We start from the raw sequence: 14815 nt of genomic DNA, 5'->3' as shown, positions 1-14815 counted from the left end.
ATGTCGGAGTGATCCACTTTTCAGGCATTTCTTGGCTTTGGGTTGTAATTAAATTACAGTAAGTTCTGAAAGTGGAACAATCGCCATTTTAGGTGTCAGTATTTGTGTCACCGTACCTAAGTGGCTAAATATATGGTGTTTTTACGGCTAGTGACGTTGTGACTTGTATTTTGAACGAATGAGAATCCATGAATGTTCAGAAGCAGACAAATGATGATTTCATCGAAGAACAGAGTGAGACAATCCACAGCGGTAATGTTCAAAACCGATATCGCGAATGGCTTACCACCGCTTAGAGCAAGCTTCGTTGCCACATATGTGCTTTACAGAATAAGTATTTAAAAAGCTTACGAGGCGTAAGGTGTTGTGTAGAAGTCGATTAAGGAATGCGGCGCGTATCAATTTGAGAATGCTAAATTGATGTGTTTTCTATTGGGGAATGATAAGTCTAAGCGATAGAACTTGTTAGAAATAGGGTCGCTTTGAGCGCTGTAGTTGTCGCCGTGGTTACGTATGTAGAATCGAAACCTTGGCTACTCCCTTGACCTTCATATTCTATATTGATGGTGACCGAATCGAACGTTGAGAGATCGAGCCCTTTATTTTGGGTCGATATAACGAACTCAATTTCACAGAAGGGTAAGCTATAGGTTTGTTCAAAGTCACACTGTAACTCAATTCCATCTTCTGATTTATGTAATGAGCCTACGGTGCCACCATCGTGGTCTCTGTCCGTATTTACGCGCGTAGGCTATCTGTCAGGTGTGATGATGTAGTTCTTATCCATGAGCGTATTAAAAGAGATCAACGACACTAGCGTGATTGCTAGGCAAAAATACGCGCCCAGCGACAGATATATGCCTAAATAGCGTTGTTTTTGTTCGGTATTTATACGAAAGGTAACGTTTTTAAGGGGATAATAATTTAACTGTGTAAATATACAGTTGTTATTTGGGTTCTTTATTTTGTGTTCCATAGGACCAAGCTTTACCTGTACAGCTAGCTACAGTGTCACTTTACTTATTGATTACATGTGTCGATAAACATTATAAGCTTTCTAATCAAACCGTGATTATGGATCTCCCAAGTATCGGTGTTGTGTACCAGCAATAAGTGTAATGAATCTATGCAAACTGAACACAAAGTACTAGCTCTAGAGAGAATCGTTAAGAAGGTTTGAAAAATGTGTGTGCGAATCTACGTAAGACAGACGAACTTTATTAGCTGATGGATTTGAACGAAAGCTCAGCATGTGCAGTTGATAAAAAACATTGGTCGCGTGTGTGAAATCTGAAAAAGAAACAACAGCAATGCTCACAAGAATCACACACAACGCGGAGGTTCGTTAGTGCAAACAGAGAAGTGGCAAGATAAGTTAAATCAGATGGACAAAGTTTCTCGTCAATTAGATTTGCTGAATGAAGGTTGGATTGTGTAGATGTTGGCCGCACATATAATTATTTGATTTCAAATGCGCTAAGAAAACCCTGAACGGCGTAAGAAGCGTGAGAGTCAGTTGGAACAAGGGTTTTAAGGACAAACGATGAGAATATTACCTTTAGAATCAACTACACGCATTATTAACTGCGTATTATGTACGTTATGTTAAATTTGAATTGAGTGTGATTACGTACACGTAATTTTTCTTGCCCATAAAATTCAGTAACTTAGATTTCCATACCTCACTGTTGACACAGCGAAATCTTTGAGCATATGATTGTACATACAGTAAAATCTCTTAGAGGAATTTTGTTCATGTACAAGGTCGAAAAATGTGGTGACGAGTTTTGGTGCATCCTCGACGTGCAAACCACTATGCCAACGCTACTTTCGTTTCGTTGGTTAGAGTCCCAACTAATAAAAAAAAATAAACTTGGAACCCAAAAATCTTACATGGACTCAGTCAAATTGTTCTATGACTTTTGGTTGCAGAAACGTGGCGTATCTCTGGATTACTCTTTCTATCGTTCAGATTATCAAGACGTAGAAGCGTTGATTGTTGAGCTGGATACATTCTGGGACTTCCTGATCGCTGATAAGCAGATCACCAATGTCGCTACACTGCCATCTTCTCTTACCACAACAGAAGAAACCAACAGGAAAAAACGCACTGCTGCTAAGCACTGCATGGTTGTGTGCAACTTCATTAAGTTCTTAAGTTCAACCTACTTAACGACATCTTATATAGATGAGGATCGCAATACCCTTCGCAGGTTGAGAGCAGAGACTGTGGAAAGATTGAATGAGGCTCGTGAAAAGTTCATTAAATTCAGTAAATCTGCCGCAAGAGTTACCGCCAATTTCGATGATTTGAAGAGTTTGACGGAAGAACAATACGAAGACTTTTTCAAGGTGCTTAAGCCAGATGTGATGAAGCCTGTAAAGAACAAGAAAACGGGCGCGATTGAATGGGAGTTGATCGAAACAAATAAATTCAACCCGATTGTCTCCTATGAAGTTCAGATGCGAAATTACCTGTTAACAAGTTTACTGGTTAAATATGGATTGCGCATTGGTGAGTCCCTGCTCCTTCGAAAGAACTCGTTTAAAAAGTCACGAACCGTCGAGAACAGTTGGATAATGAGTGTTAGGAATCTATCCGATGATGCATTAGATGATTCTGCCATTGAAGATGAACGTAATAACAAGCCCCAGATTAAGACAAAGTTCAGTAACCGACTTATACACATTAGTGCTAATGACTACAAAAACTTAATGGCCTATTACAACTTTATTAGGACGCCAGACGCAAAACATGACTTTATCTTTTCATCAAGCATCAGTCCCTTTAAGCCATCTAGTTACTCGACTGTGATGACTCAGTTCAAAGATGTCACAGAATCGTTTAAGGGTCACTTCCCTGACCACTTCGACACTGAGTATGCTGAATCAATAACAAAAAGCATCTCCCCTCACTGGCTCAGACATACATGGGCTTTCGGTACGATGGAGAACCTATATCACAAGCTTAAGGAAGAGTTCACAGAGGCTGGAGCGGTCAATATCAAAGGCATAATGGCTGAAGTGAGAGATCAACTTCGACTGCTTGGTGGGTGGTCTGACAAATCAACTATGCCCTCGAAATATGCCAAACGTTTTGAGTTACGCAATGCCAATGAAACGCTAATGCGTGTTTACAACAGTCCTAAATCTGAACTCGGTCTTTATGACTTTGACGAAGAACTCCCATGGTAGAGCCAATACAAACAAATCTTCTTGTAGGAAGCCACAATGAGTAATGTAAAACATCTGCACCAAACGAGCAGCCCCAGCCTCGCCCCAATCTTGACGACAGAGCAAGTAGGTTTTATTAATAACGACCTAAATTTGCCTACTGTGATGTCAATCGACATCGCGGCTCAAGATGACACGCGTTACATTAAAACCGAAAGCAACCGTTGGGAGTTTACCCGACTTGGACGAATCCATGTGCTTAGGTTTGACCTATCTCCTGAATTGAACAAGCTGCTGAAATTATTGGTAATAAAATACGCCTCTGGACACCTAGCACCGCTAACGCAAGAAGGTTTTAGACATATAAAGAATGCTATAAGTTCTTTGGAAAGTTTGTCTTTCAGCTCCGTCTACAAATGGCTTGAAGTGTGTTCTGCCGCTGAAAGGAATAGTGGATATTTTGAAGTTAAGTCAGTGACACGATATCTGATCAGAATGGGCTTTCCTGAATTTGACATCGATGATCTAGAGACACTGATTCATTTACCTGTTCCATCAACCAGCGATCCGTCTCTTCTTTATCAAGACGTTGAAGCGTCCTTCCCGACACACCTCAAAAACCTGATAGTCAATCGCTTGGTTGAGTTCGGCTCACCTGAGGGGCTTTCATCTCTTGGTGATAAGCAACTGAAGGACTTATCTATTCTCGCTATTTCTTATTCAGTTGGCTGCCGTCCCCAACAGTTTGCAAAGTTGCTTGGTCGCTCTGTAAAACTTCATGCAATGAATCGTAAAACTGGCTTAAAGCGGTATTTACTTGCGCTTCCATTGGTTAAGCAAAGTGCAGTGACGGACTCAACTACCCCAGTCGCGTTGAGTGGTGAAATTGGGCGTATTATTGATGAATACAAGAAGCGGTTTGGCATTGAAGATGGGGATACTTTGTATCCCTATAACGGTGATAAGAAGCAGTCGTTGTCCAAACAGATGCATTTATCTCTCAACGATGCACTTCTGTTTATCCAACCTAGAGATGTGCTGATAGCAATAGCAAGTCGGCGGATGGATAGACCTGAATACTCACTCTACGACTTTCGGCACAATATTGGGCATAGCATGGCAATGCTTAATGCGTCAGCCGAAGAAATCGCAATGGTGCTTGGTCATGCTAGTCATGTTGCCGCTAGACATTACATTCAAGCAACCCCTGAACTAGCCCTATTAAAACACAAAGCGCTTGGTCAGAATCCTGTCTGGAAAGGCATGGTTGGACTGTTGTTGACTGGCTATTCGGTGGATGAGGCTCAGTGGAAAGGACGCTTCGTTTCTGGAATCGTTCGCGGCAAGTTTATAAAGCGCGTTGGAGGGTGCGAAAGACACAAAAAGCAGTGTCACCTTCAGAAAGTACGTAGCTGCTATGGATGCTTTTACTTCAGACCGTTCAGGGATATCAGAAAACATCGAGAAGTGCTAAATGTCATGAAGGAAGAGTTAATTGATTTGGTTGATGTATCACAGGAAGGTCAAGGTGTACTCAACCCTCTCATTGAGACAGCAACACAGACTAAAAACGAAGTAGAAATGGTGATCAACCGTCTTGAAGGTGGCTTTCTATGAAACAGAACTACGAACAATTAACCAACTTTATCTCGCTGAATAGGTCTTTCTTCGAGGATGCGCTACTACCTGAAATTAACCAAGGTAGTAAAAAATATAATTGGGAATCGAATGAATGGACTTTTGGTGGGGTTTCCTTTGGCATATTTGCGACCACAAAAGGCCATGTGAATTTTGGTCATGCCAAAACCAATTCAATGAAAGGCATGTTTAAGAGTGACGAAAAAAAATTAGGCACAATTGAAATCAACTCCACTTTTTCTGAGTTCATCAAGGCTTACTGTGTGTCACTGTTCAGAGATAAAAAAGCCTCTGGGTCGGTTGTTGTAGACACGCATTTACTTTTCAAACGCATTTATGTACGTATGTTAATGAGTGGTATTGAGCCTCACCCAGTAAATATAAACTCAGAGAACCTCCAAGAAGCAGTTGACCTTTGCGCTCAATCCAGAACAGGAAAATCAGCCAAATCAAACGCATCTAATGACTACATTCTGGCAAACCGAATTGCCACGGAATTAAACTATATAGGTATCACTCAAACTGAACTAGAGGTTGAGACAAAACAAACGAGCGTTGGTACAAACTACACTGAGCAAGTTAAGGGTGAACAAATAACCGATGACGATGATAATGATGATAAAAAACGAAAAGAAAAAGGAAAAAACCTGTCAATTCAGACATTTTTAAATGTCGTTGCTCTCCGTTCTTTGGTTCAACACGATGGAGAAAAAATCGTCCTGAACTGCGTGTTGCTGCTGATGATAACAGGCTTTCGACATATGGAGGCAGCAACCGTTCGATATGATAGGTTTAAAGTTGTTGAAATTAGCGATCCCGACACGAAGGATGCGATGGAGAAACGTGGTCTACCAACCTATTTTGTGGGTCTTCAATATGGCGGCGAAAAAAACGCAGGTATTCGGACACATTGGTTTGAGCCATTGGCAGTTGATTTACTCGATGAGATTGTGGTCGATACGATATGTCTCACAGAGAAACTTCGCCATCAAGTGGAGCACTTGAGAGCTATTGAGTTTGAATCTCTTCTTCCTTACACATGGGGCGGAAATGTTAACAGCGACGTTATTGAGCTACACCCGAAAGTCGCAAACCTCGATTTAGTTTTGGATGATGTTTATGAGTCCTATTCGAAAACCGCTGTCAACGGTACTCGCAGCGCAGCGCGGGACTTCACTAGTAAAAAGTTGGCGGGAGCTGGAATAACGCCTCACTCAGAAACCGATACTGGGAAAAATAGTAAAGAGAAGCTTTACAACTTTAGTGATATAGACTCGTTTATCAAGTCAAATTTGGAATCTACGAAAGGAACTTCGTCTGATTTAATTTGGCGATATACAGATTCAGACACTAAAAAAGTAATTAGTATTCCTTATGAGAAGTTGCTATTTATCTTTCCTTTGGGGAGTGTAAACCTTACTCGAAAAGGTGCTCTAAAAGTCATCCCTCAAGTATTTGACAAAGATGTGATCAGCAAATTTTTGGGATATGGTGTTGATGGCAACCGTGAGCGCAGTGTCTTTGCGAAATATGGTTTGACTGATGAGAATGGTGACATCGACATGATGTACTCTCACTGCCCAAGGCATGGGATCAACACATTTTATGCATTGGCCGATGTGTCTGACCATCTTCAAGCCATGTTCATGGGACGTCGCGATATCAAGCACAATAAGAGCTATCAGCACCTGAGCTTTGAAGACCGAGCCATCTCTACAGAGTTGGTATCGTTTGGTAATGCCAAGCAATTTGCGGCTGAGGGAAAAGCATTAGAAACGGTGAAGGAAGAAGCTTCCATCAAAATCAATCCAAGCCTCGAAACCTCTAATGCATTCGCTCAAGCATTAGGCACACAGACTACAAGCAAAGATAAAACCTCATTCATTGTCGATTTGTCTAGCAACAGCTCAAGCGATGTCTTCGCTGAGTTTGATGAGTTGTTCGACTTGATCGATGAAGAAGAAATGGATGACAAGTCATCACTCGCAAAGAAAGAGGCTGACGTTCGCCCACATTCAGATCTGCATGAAATGAACCTTGGGAGCTGTATGCGCAAACTTTCAACGTTCTCATGTCCTTTTAACATGAAATGCCAAGATGGCTCACCATGTGCTTACTTTACTCTCACTGGAAGATCTGATGAGGATTACAAAATTAGGCAATTAGGTGAGCGAATTACCTCTCAAATTTCCGTCATCAATCAGATGGAGTTAACTGGTGAGCTATCTGTCGAGGAGTGTGAAGAGATACTTGGAGAGCTTCACTCTCGCCAAGAAAATATCGTATATCATGAGAGCCAATCTGACTCTCTAAACAACGAAAAGACAACGATAAATTTGGTGGAACTGGATGAAAACCGTAAACCGAAGATGCTCTCAGAGATATTTGCGGTTGCTCAGCGTGAAATAAAAGCAATGAAGGCACTGGAGTCCAAACGTAAAAAAGAACTCCTCGCTACCCCTATCTCAGAAGATAGCGATTAATTTCAATGGCTGCTCAAGGCAAATCGTTGACGCCTAGCGAATAGTGAGCTGTGCGAGCGCAATGAGTGGCTCAACTATTTTCCTTGAACAGCAACCCAAGAAAACAAACTAGTAAGGGGTATTGATTACACAGAGTGTCATCAATACCATACCAGACCATTCGGAGTCGAATATGAGTGAAAAGCTCAAAGGTAAAGCGCTTGATACTAGAATCGAGCATGAGCTGATAGATATGCTAAATGAGGGCTACGAGCGCTCTCCAATAACTCAAGCAAACCTCTACAGAAGGCTTAAAGACAAGGATCTAATAAGCAGTAAAGCCACTTTGACCAGTCGTAAGGACTTAATAGAAGCGTTCGCCAAAGAGCAGGTAGATTCATTGCAGGGAACGTTCGGTGAGAGTGTCAAAACTTCACGCTCTATGAGTAGAAAAGAACTGGAGACTGCTAATGCTAACCTCACTGAACAAGTCAAAGAGTCTAGACGCATGGTTCAACAAAACACGACCAACATCCTTAGCATGATCAAAGTCATTCGTGCGCAAACCACAGTCAAGAATATAGAGCGATGTTTGTCACCTTATCTCATAAGAGAGTTACATCAACTGAATGTAGAGGATGAATCCAATGACGATGAGTAACTTAGACAAATTCCATGCTTGGACTGCCTCTGTTTCTGAAATGACACTTAAACAGATGATTTATGGTGGGAACCTCAATAAATCAGAGATTTGCCTTCAATGTGAAATGGGTGCAAGTGCGTTTAAAGCACCCCACAAGAACAAGGCCGCAAAAGATTTGTGTGACGCTCTAGAGGGTTTCGAGGAGCAACTTAGGCTTCAAGGAATTTTACCCAATGAAGCCGAAAAACCTACTGGTTCTAAATCTTTAACGGTTAAGAAGAAAGAGACCAAGGATGCCCCTTTAATGCAAGAAAACAGTTGGTTACGAGCTAAGGTCGCCAAATTGGAGTCAGATAACCGTAAGCTAGAAGCTGAACTCAAAACACTTAAAGAACTGCGTGAAACAGTGGCAAAATTGGGGTTATCAAATGCGAGATGGACAGAATGACGCTCAAGTAATGAGCAAAATCAGCACGCATATACGTGTTACCCAAGTCTACAACTTGGAAGAATCCATGCTTCACTTTAGAGGCATGAACATAAGGAAAGAACTTCCCTATGCCGACAAGTCCAAGACCTATTTCATTGAAGTTAAAGTGCCTGCTTCGAAATGCAACACCTTACCCGTTATAGGACAGGTATGGAAAATCACTGGCTCACCTTCACGTGATTCCGTTGTCGAAAAAGGATGGAAAAAAGAGCGTTACACGTTCAAAAACCCAAATTACTCTGAAATGACGCTCTCTCTAATTGGTAATGAGATAAAATATTTCATTGGCAAAAACAAAGCGTTCAAAGGTATTGGACAAGTGACGTCTACAGAACTGTTTAATGAGTTCCCAGACCTTTTTGATATGCTCAACAGTAATGAACTCGGTAAAGTTGAGTGCCATCCTAAGTTTTCTAAGCACGTACCTTCTCTAAAAGAAGGTTGGAAGATATACGAAAACTTGAAGTACGCTTCTTTTTTCATTGAGCATGAGATACCCCATTCAGTACAGCAAGCTCTATTTGGACACCTATCAAACGACACTGTCCAAGGCATAAAGCAGAATCCATACATATTACAGACGTTTGGTATGGCTTTTGACAAGGTCGATTCGATAGCTAGAAAGAAATTTAACGTATCTATTAATGATCCTCGGCGACTCATTGCTTTAGTAGAGAACGCTATGAGTCATTTTATCAAGCAGGGCCACACCTATGCTACGTATGACCAAATATTCACTCAACTGGGTCACAATCAAGAGGCACTCGTAGCACTTCAAGAGAGCCAATCTAACTGGGGTATTATCTATGACGAAGTCACTGACACCGTTCACTCTGTGCCACTCTACATCATGGAAAGCACGGTAGCTAAGCGTATATTGCACCTAGCTAATACAGTTATAGAGCCAAGCGAAGACATAGATGACCAAGTCGCAATAGCCAAGGCCAAACTCGGGTTTTCACTTGAGGAGAAGCAATCTCAAGCAGTCATGAAAGCTGCCAACAACGCTTTTTCTGTCATATGCGGGGGTGCGGGTACTGGCAAAACAACGGTCTTAAGAGTGATTGTTGAAGCTTACGTTGGTTTGGGCTTTCAGGTTTTCCCAATGGCATTGAGCGGCAGAGCCTCTATGAAGTTGTTTGAATCGATAGACCATCCCACGTTAACCATTGCGAAGTTCTTATTACACGCAAGAGAATACATTGACCTAGAGAAGCAGCAGCTCATTATCGTAGACGAAGCTTCAATGGTCGATATCGCTATGATGTATGACATTGTAACTAAAGTTCCATCCGATGCTCAAATCCTACTAGTTGGTGATGACGGGCAGATCGCACCAATAGATGCAGGTTTGGTGCTCAGTGAAGTTATAGAGGCGCTGCCTTATTACACTACAAGGCTCGATGTGGTTAAGCGTCAAGATGAGGTGACAGGGATACCTGAATACAGTTCAGCTATCCGTGCTAAGAAAGTGCCGAAGCTCCTTACTTATAAAGCCATAACATTCAAAGAAACAAGCCCAAGAATCATCCCCAAAGTATGCGTTCAATACATGTCAGATGGGGTGCAGGTGATTTGCGCTACAAAACGAATGGCTGATGCTATCAACCTTGCCGTGCAAAGTGCTGTCAACAGCAACCCATTCATCCAATGGGGAGGCAGTGAGACATATTTTAAGGTCAACGATCCAATAATTTTCACCAAAAATGATCAAGAACTAGGTGTTCAGAACGGTACTATAGGCAAAATCATCAAGTATGACGCCGACAATGAGACCATTTATGTCGATAAAGGGGGGGATGGTGAAGATTCAAATATCGTTTGCTGTGACCATTTCTACGATATGGATCTTGCTTATGCTATAACACTTCACAAGGCTCAAGGGTCTCAATATCATACAGCAGTGGTAATAGTAGAAGACAACGCATGGCTCGTTGATAACAGTTGGATATATACGGCTGTAACACGTGCTACCGACAAGTTGGTCATTCTAGGCAGAGAGAAAACGATGGTTGAAGCGATTTCAAGGCCGTCTTCGTCGGAAAAAAGGCAAACTTACCTCACAAGTTTGATAGAAGTTTTGTGTGAACAAGAGCGTGATAGTACCTGAGTATGATGTGTGAATTAATTAAAATTCTTCTGTTCACAGCGTGCTGTTAACTCATAAGTGTAACAATAGCGTTAAACCCATTCTGATCCATAAAGCAGCTCAGGTTTGAAGGTCTTCACCAAACAACAACGTACTGGTTGACTAACATTTTCTAAATCAAGTATCGTAGGATATACAATTGATTTTATAGCTTTTTTAGCTCTTATTAGGTTTAAGCATGCTCAAAACATACACCTTACTCACTATGGCTTTGCTCTTCTCTTCGATGGTGCTTGCTAAGTCTGCTTCTACTAGTGATTTCAAGGCTTATTTAAAGAACCCTGATTTGATGAAGCCAAATAGCGTTACATACTTCACAGATACACTGTTATTAAGTAACTCAGCAAGTTTGAACTTCGAAGCGACACGAAATGAAACTGGGAAAATTTTCTGGGTGTTGAAAACAGAATATGCAGGTAAGGATTGGATTTTTGTTGATAGATTGAGCTTCAATATTGATGGTGAAGTCTATCAATTTGATAGCACTCACGATCAGCGAGAGGTTTTAGGAGCAGGGAAAGTGCGAGTCTGGGAGCGTAACCTGTTTATAACGTCTCCTGAATTCATGACAAAACTAGCAAATGCTAGCGATGTGACCACTAGAGTTTCAGGTTCTAATTACTATGTCGAAGATAACATCAAGAATGAATTGTGGAAAGTAAAATGGTTCGTTATACATGCAAGTAATATGTTAACTAAACCAACAGATTTGTGGTGTAAAGAAACTGGAGCACCACACTCGTTCTGTGAGTGAATGTTATTCAGGTTTAACGGTTCGGTTGGTCAGCTTTCCTGTCCATCCAATATCGTTATATGAACAATTTTGGGGATTACCTTATGTCTGATAAAGAGATCAGTGTTACAAAAGATGGTTTCGTTCTTAAGGGGGACGTGGTTGACGCAATTACAGTACCTATAGCCACCATATGTCGAACCGCAGATAGCATTTTACGAGTCGGCGAGAATTTAGTGGGTTTGCCTGCGGATTACTTAGAAAATAAGCTAGTTACTTTTCGAACCACTTTCTCTGAAGGGTATAAAAAAATTCCAAAAAATCGCCGTATAGAACCGAGCCTAAGAACTGGTTGCATTGTCTTAAAAAATGTATCTTACGCGGCTGAAGAACAAGACATTCAAAAGCTATTTGGACAGCTTCTTGTTTCCGCATCTGATAGTGAACTAGCAGATTTTATCCACCCGAGTTACGCGTCTGTGATTAATGATATGTCAGCAATTGATGCTCATGTTCTCGACTGTGTTTTTGGGGGTAAAGTAGAGAAAAAACCTAATACAAGTGAAGATAATATTCAAAAATCACTATCTAATTTGACCCGCCTTGGGCTTATTGAATTCCGAGAAAAAAATTCTGCGAAAAACCCCAATGATTATTGGGTTAGGTCTTTGACACTATATGGAGAAGACTTCATCAAAGTTGTATTGCAAACAGAAGACTAACAGATCGCAGTCGAGCTTAAATCATAGCAAAATACTTTGCTGTTAATTAAATAGAAGGGAAAACATGTTAAAAAAAATAGCGGCTATAACGTTAATGCTAATGCTTGTGGGGTGTGCTGCTACTTCTGATGGCGGTGGCGGGACTACTTTAACTGGAGAGTTATCTTCTAGGACGATTGTTATTGGAGATGCCCAATACAAGTGGGAGACTACTGAAAGAGGCATTATAACAGAGTTCAAATATGAGTCTGAAAGTAGGCTTCAAGCTGAAGAGAATGAGCTGGCTAAAGTTGAAGTGAGAGACCCAAACATTGTTGTAGCAAAGAACGGTAGATTTATAGTTACTATTTATGGTTCAGCCATCAGCTCAGTATCAAATGGCAACGCTAAGGCTTTTTTAGTTCAAAACGGCAAAAAAATCATTACTCGGAGTGTTAGTGGAGTTGCTAACATGCCTGACTCTAATGGTCAGTGGTGGAATCTAGTTTTGATCCCTTTAGATAGCATAGATATTAATGAAGAGTTTGAACTGCGAGTGATGTATTCATTTGATAGTAAATATTCAAACTTTACGTTCACGCCGTTATAAGTAAACTTGCTTAAACGAGCGAGAAAATGTACATGTACATGCTAGGTGTTTTTTGGTTAATTTACCATAAAATACTGGTTGTACATGTACTAAACCTAAAGGATAGCTTCAAGAATTAGGCTCTAACGCGTTGATTTATTTGAATTTAAATCAAGGCAACCAACCATGTACAGGGTTAACTTCGTAGATTTGTTAAATTGATTTTGATGTTTATAAGGCAGGTATCTTTGTGTGATGCCCTGCCTTTGTATTGTGCCGATATTCTCTAATTTATACTGTGTATTTAACCAAACTGGCTATTTACCATAAAATACCTAATAACCAGTGATAATAATCTTCGATTTTAACCCTGGTATTAGTTAGAGATTAACCGCCAGCAAATTTAACTTTGTAGCCTTTCTTTTCAAGGTGCGCTTTGATCTTGTCGCGCGCGTCACCTTGAATTTCGATGTTGCCATCTTTTACTGAGCCACCGCAGCCGCAAACTTTCTTGAGTTCTGCTGCCATTAGTTTTAATGGTGCGTCATCTAGGTCTAAGCCAGTTACGACAGAAACGCCTTTGCCTTTACGGCCTTTGGTTTCTTTTTGGATTCGAACAATACCATCGCCTTTAGGACGTTGGACTTTCTCTTCTTCAGGCTTAATGCGACCTGTTTCTGTTGAATATACTAGGCTCATAATTTACTTCTTTTGTTGCTCTGCTTTTTGTTTTGCGAGTAAGTAAGCTTCTATATGGCGTTGGATTGCAACCTTGCCGCCTTTGATTAAGCGACCGTTAAACATGCAATACCACGCATTAGGCTCACCGGTGTCATTCTTGATTTGGTAGCCGTTGAAGTTTTCAGTCGAGCCACCAGTTCCTCTCGACTTATTTAATGATATGAATTCTTTTGGATCAATAATAGATGCGGTATCAATCCACCAATCAATACTCTTTTTCACGGCAGCTAGGTTGCCCTGAATAACGTTGTTTTTTAACTTAGCACGCCAAACTGTGTTGTTAGCATCTATCGATTGAAGATGGACGCTTCGGTAAATTGAATTAGCCATATCTATTAATCATCTTTCTGTTTTCACTGCATTAATCATAAGTATACTAATAATGATATCAAGCATAATATGGTAAAAACACCTGTCGAGGTATGGTAATTTGAGAAAAAAAGTCCCTATTTTAACTGACTCTGTGATAATTAATTCATTTGTTGAAAAATTAAACAGCAACGCGACAATAGAAATTATAGATGAGTTGACAGGATTTCAATACTCTCGCAATTCACTGTTGGGCATTTACAGTGATTGGAATCGCTATCATGCGTTCTGTACCAAACATCGTATTAACACACTTCCCGCATCTATAACCGCTGTTCGTCGTTTTCTTGAAACGGAGTCTAACGATAGAAAATACGCATCGCTAAAACGTTACACTGCAACGCTTAGCATGTTACATACTGTGTTGAGCTTTGCTAACCCGATCAAGCACAGGCAAGTTCGCTTTACCCTACTCCACTTACAATCTCAAATGGCCGGTGACGCTAAACAAACCAATGCTATGACATCTGTGCATCTCACTGATTTGAATACGTTACTCTCCCATGAGAAAGCAAACCTGAAAGAGATCAGAGACATTGCTATTTATAACGTGATGTTCGAGTGTGCTTTAAAGCGCTCAGAGCTTAAGTTGTTATCGATGAGTGATGTTGAGTACGTTGAAGATCATTACCAAGTAACAGTCAAAGATTCGGCTTATCAGTTGTCACAAATAGCCAGTGTTGCACTTCAACGTTGGCTTTCGTTTACTGGTATACAAGATGACTTGCCAGTATTTCGTGCGATAGACAAGCATGAGAATATTGGTTTGCAGCCTTTAGATGATTCGTCCATCTATAGGATATTGAGAAGAGCTAGCGACTTACTTCAACTGCCAGAAAATCACCATTTCTCTGGAAATTCGATTCGTGTTGGTGCTGCACAAGAGTTGTCGAAACAAGGTCTTAAGGTGAGAGAGATTCAGGACTTTGGTCGTTGGCTTAGCCCGGCAATGCCAGCTCAATATGTCGGTTTCACGGGAACGGCTGATAGTGAGAAGATGAAGTTTAAGGCGTTAATACCTTGGCAATGACGGGTCGCAGATTACTTGGATATTACTATTTTGATATAAGTTATGGTTAAAACGATATTTGTAAAAACGGTTAGCGTTAAAATCGAGTAGGAGGAG

General features: G+C 40.8%; 12 protein-coding genes and 1 pseudogene. 10 read left to right on the top strand and 3 right to left on the bottom strand.

From position 1 onward, the window contains the following. Positions 1-401: 401 nt before the first annotated feature. Positions 402-892: pseudogene (locus tag AB4371_RS19705) on the bottom strand (GGDEF domain-containing protein); the annotation flags it as partial. 1001 nt (positions 893-1893) lie between these two features. Here AB4371_RS19705 and AB4371_RS19700 point away from each other — a divergent pair. The 9 genes from AB4371_RS19700 (at position 1894) to AB4371_RS19660 (ending at position 12600) form a co-directional block, all read left to right on the top strand. Further along, a complete protein-coding gene (locus tag AB4371_RS19700; RefSeq protein ID WP_372150539.1) occupies positions 1894-3195 on the top strand; it encodes a hypothetical protein in 1302 nt (433 codons plus the stop codon). A gap of 36 nt (positions 3196-3231) precedes the next feature. Continuing rightward, positions 3232-4791: a hypothetical protein gene (locus AB4371_RS19695; RefSeq protein WP_372150538.1), complete on the top strand. Its 1560-nt coding sequence runs from the start codon at positions 3232-3234 to the stop codon at positions 4789-4791. After that, entirely contained in the window at positions 4788-7295 is a 2508-nt protein-coding gene (locus tag AB4371_RS19690) for a hypothetical protein (RefSeq protein WP_372150537.1), read from the top strand. The genes AB4371_RS19695 and AB4371_RS19690 overlap by 4 nt, the downstream gene beginning before the upstream one ends. Before the next feature lie 172 nt (positions 7296-7467). Beyond that, on the top strand, positions 7468-7935 hold the full coding sequence (locus AB4371_RS19685) for a hypothetical protein (protein ID WP_372150536.1): 468 nt from the start codon (positions 7468-7470) through the stop codon (positions 7933-7935). Continuing rightward, positions 7922-8365: a hypothetical protein gene (locus AB4371_RS19680; RefSeq protein WP_372150535.1), complete on the top strand. Its 444-nt coding sequence runs from the start codon at positions 7922-7924 to the stop codon at positions 8363-8365. Before AB4371_RS19685 ends, AB4371_RS19680 begins: the two co-directional genes overlap by 14 nt. After that, on the top strand, positions 8316-10517 hold the full coding sequence (locus AB4371_RS19675; RefSeq protein WP_372150534.1) for an AAA family ATPase: 2202 nt from the start codon (positions 8316-8318) through the stop codon (positions 10515-10517). Before AB4371_RS19680 ends, AB4371_RS19675 begins: the two co-directional genes overlap by 50 nt. A gap of 217 nt (positions 10518-10734) precedes the next feature. Beyond that, on the top strand, positions 10735-11310 hold the full coding sequence (locus AB4371_RS19670; RefSeq protein WP_372150533.1) for a hypothetical protein: 576 nt from the start codon (positions 10735-10737) through the stop codon (positions 11308-11310). Between the two features lie 83 nt (positions 11311-11393). Continuing rightward, positions 11394-12011: an Abi-alpha family protein gene (locus AB4371_RS19665; RefSeq protein WP_372150532.1), complete on the top strand. Its 618-nt coding sequence runs from the start codon at positions 11394-11396 to the stop codon at positions 12009-12011. Between the two features lie 64 nt (positions 12012-12075). Next, complete coding sequence (locus tag AB4371_RS19660) at positions 12076-12600, top strand: hypothetical protein (protein ID WP_372150531.1); 525 nt, start codon at positions 12076-12078, stop codon at positions 12598-12600. 366 nt (positions 12601-12966) lie between these two features. On the opposite strand, the gene yciH is transcribed toward AB4371_RS19660, so the two are convergent. Both yciH and AB4371_RS19650 read right to left on the bottom strand, forming a co-directional pair. Then, complete coding sequence (gene yciH, locus AB4371_RS19655; RefSeq protein ID WP_008221404.1) at positions 12967-13278, bottom strand: stress response translation initiation inhibitor YciH; 312 nt, start codon at positions 13276-13278, stop codon at positions 12967-12969. A gap of 3 nt (positions 13279-13281) precedes the next feature. After that, positions 13282-13650 (bottom strand): DUF3319 domain-containing protein, encoded by a 369-nt coding sequence (locus AB4371_RS19650; protein ID WP_372052244.1) that lies wholly within the window; start codon positions 13648-13650, stop codon positions 13282-13284. A 100-nt stretch (positions 13651-13750) separates the two neighbouring features. On the opposite strand from AB4371_RS19650, the gene AB4371_RS19645 reads away from it, so the two are divergent. Further along, entirely contained in the window at positions 13751-14719 is a 969-nt protein-coding gene (locus AB4371_RS19645; RefSeq protein ID WP_017060094.1) for a tyrosine-type recombinase/integrase, read from the top strand. Positions 14720-14815 lie beyond the last annotated feature (96 nt).

It is taken from the genome of Vibrio sp. 10N.261.51.A3 (assembly GCF_041471965.1).
GTDB lineage: Bacteria > Pseudomonadota > Gammaproteobacteria > Enterobacterales > Vibrionaceae > Vibrio > Vibrio crassostreae_C.
This window is presented reverse-complemented; position numbering and strand designations above follow the sequence as displayed.

Bases quoted from the DNA above. Each gene is read 5' to 3' on its own strand.
- AB4371_RS19670 (WP_372150533.1), top strand. From the start codon at position 10,735: ATGCTCAAAACATACACCTTACTCACTATGGCTTTGCTCTTCTCTTCG.
- AB4371_RS19680 (WP_372150535.1), top strand. From the start codon at position 7,922: ATGACGATGAGTAACTTAGACAAATTCCATGCTTGGACTGCCTCTGTT.
- AB4371_RS19700 (WP_372150539.1), top strand. From the start codon at position 1,894: ATGGACTCAGTCAAATTGTTCTATGACTTTTGGTTGCAGAAACGTGGC.
- AB4371_RS19685 (WP_372150536.1), top strand. From the start codon at position 7,468: ATGAGTGAAAAGCTCAAAGGTAAAGCGCTTGATACTAGAATCGAGCAT.
- AB4371_RS19695 (WP_372150538.1), top strand. From the start codon at position 3,232: ATGAGTAATGTAAAACATCTGCACCAAACGAGCAGCCCCAGCCTCGCC.
- AB4371_RS19665 (WP_372150532.1), top strand. From the start codon at position 11,394: ATGTCTGATAAAGAGATCAGTGTTACAAAAGATGGTTTCGTTCTTAAG.
- AB4371_RS19690 (WP_372150537.1), top strand. From the start codon at position 4,788: ATGAAACAGAACTACGAACAATTAACCAACTTTATCTCGCTGAATAGG.
- AB4371_RS19650 (WP_372052244.1), bottom strand. From the start codon at position 13,650: ATGGCTAATTCAATTTACCGAAGCGTCCATCTTCAATCGATAGATGCT.
- yciH (WP_008221404.1), bottom strand. From the start codon at position 13,278: ATGAGCCTAGTATATTCAACAGAAACAGGTCGCATTAAGCCTGAAGAA.
- AB4371_RS19660 (WP_372150531.1), top strand. From the start codon at position 12,076: ATGTTAAAAAAAATAGCGGCTATAACGTTAATGCTAATGCTTGTGGGG.